This window comes from Chitinophaga sp., from assembly GCF_036569125.1.
Classification (GTDB): Bacteria; Bacteroidota; Bacteroidia; order Chitinophagales; family Chitinophagaceae; genus Chitinophaga.
Window position 1 is genome coordinate 1 of record NZ_DATCRF010000517.1, and the last position, 2,077, is coordinate 2,077.

3 protein-coding genes are annotated in these 2,077 nt (G+C 47.5%); all 3 read right to left on the reverse strand.

Translation table 11 applies throughout. From position 1 onward, the window contains the following. Positions 1-208 (reverse strand): LytR/AlgR family response regulator transcription factor (locus VIM87_RS19575; RefSeq protein ID WP_331998633.1); only part of this gene is annotated, 208 nt, incomplete at its 3' end. Further along, positions 195-1,256, reverse strand: coding sequence for a sensor histidine kinase (locus VIM87_RS19580; protein ID WP_331998634.1), 1,062 nt, complete (start codon positions 1,254-1,256; stop codon positions 195-197). The genes VIM87_RS19575 and VIM87_RS19580, both read right to left, overlap by 14 nt. 209 nt (positions 1,257-1,465) lie before the next feature. Then, the coding region (locus VIM87_RS19585) for a glycoside hydrolase family 76 protein (RefSeq protein WP_331998635.1) at positions 1,466-2,077 on the reverse strand (612 nt) is incomplete at its 5' end.

Sequence of the window (2,077 nt, forward strand, 5' to 3'; positions counted from 1 at the left end):
CTTTTATAAACTGCATGCCTTTGAGCTTGGGCAGGTGAATATCCAGGAACACTACATCTACTTTTTCTTTTTGCAGTATTTCCATGGCGTAAATGGCATCGCTGCAAATGCCCTGCAGCTGCAGGAAAGGCACCTGCTGAATATAATCGCTCAGCACTTCTGCGGCCAGCGGCTCATCTTCCACAATAAGGCAGCTATATTTTTGCATGGCTATCCAGGTTTATGGTCAGGTATACTTTAAAAAGCGTGTGCTGGTCTTCTACCTCCAGGTGATAATCTTTATACATCAGCTCCAGCTGCCGCCGCACATTACCTAACCCGATATTATCTGTTACGGGGTGTGTACCGCCATTTTCTTTTGTGTTCTCAATACGGAAACTAAGGCGGCCTTCCCGTAATTTAATATCAATGTAAATAAAAGAATCGAAGCGTGATTCACTAACGCCGTGCTTAAATGCATTTTCCACAAAAGGCAGCAGCAGCAGGGGGGCCAGGGGATAGGCCCCATTGTCGATCTCTTTTTCAAAAGTAATGGTCAGCCGGTCGTTATAGCGGATCTTTTCCAGCTCCAAATAATCATCCAGCATTTTTATTTCGTCGGCAACGGGTATAAAAGTTTTGCTGGTTTCATACAGCATAAAGCGCAGCAGCTTGGAGAGCTTCATTACAATTTCTGCGGTGAGGTCTGATTTTTTACGGGCCAGCACATAAATATTGTTCAGCGTATTGAATAAGAAGTGCGGGTTGGTTTGGTTGCGCAGGAACTTCAGCTCTGTTTCCAGCTTTTCTTTTACCAGGTTCTTTTCCCGCTCCTTGCTGGTAAGCTGTTTGCGCAGCAGGTGCAGCGTAACGGCGGTGCCGGTTACAAAACCAAAGTCCATAACAGCTACCAGCAGGCTGCTGCCGCCAAACATGGGCGAGGGTTTCAGCAAACCGTGATAGATATTCATGTACACGTAATAGGAGAATATTGCGCGGTATGATACAAGCACTACTATAAACACCAGGGTAATGTAAAGGGCTTCCAGCCAGATGCGGCTGCCTTCTTTCAGGATCCTGTGCATGGAAAAGCCCAGGATGAAATAGATGAAGATCATTTTAGGGATACCGGCGGCTATGCCGGCCATCACGGCCATTACAAAGGCTTTGCCTTCCGGTACCTGCGGAATGGCGGGGGCTACCCACAGAAATTGCAGTAACGAATCCTGCAGCAGGTACACTACCCAGAATAAAATATGCAGTAAAAACCGGCTCATGCGATTTCAAAAATCGTAAAAAAGGCGGTTATTACTGCATAAACCTATGAAAAACGCTTATCGTTGGACGAAAAGACGGTTTTGATGTGCAGATGTGCAAATATGCAGATGTGCAGATGGATTGGCGTTTGTTGTTTAATGTGCTGGTGTTTGTTCAGCTAACAGCACCCGCATTCATCTGCACATTTGCACACCTGCATATTTGCACATTAGTCAATCAGCTCCATTTCTTTCAGCCTTGCAGCTGCTTCCAGCACCATAGTACCACTTAATTGTGTGGTAAGGTCGGTGGTGGTAATAACGCTGGTCCAGTTGGGGCTGAAGATCACCTGCGGACGGGATGTGCCCTGCAGCCACAGTGTTTGCGCATTCAGCTGCAAAAAGCTGGCAAACTTTGTTTTATCTGTGCTGCTAAGGTCACCGTCTGTGATCAGCAGCATAAGATAGCGTACCAGTGTGCCTTTGAATAAACCGCCATCGCCCTGGCCTTCATCTTTAAGGATATTGCTTTTGGTAAAATCACCGGAGAGGGAGTTGTTGGCTGTTTTCAATGCATCGTTCAGGTAGCCCTGCTCACCGGTGAGCTTATACAGCTCTATACCGGCGCCAATGAACACGCCCTGGTTGTAAGTGAACTTCCAGTCTTTATTCACCTGGCCGCTGCCATCCTGGTTAATACCGTCGTATACCAGGCCGGATGCCGGATCTACCAGCGTGGTTTTTTGCCACTGGTAAATTTTCTTTGCCCAGTCCATGTCTGCAGGGTCCTGCGTTACCTGGTACATACGCGCGGCAATGATACAGGCCGGTGCATTGGCGGG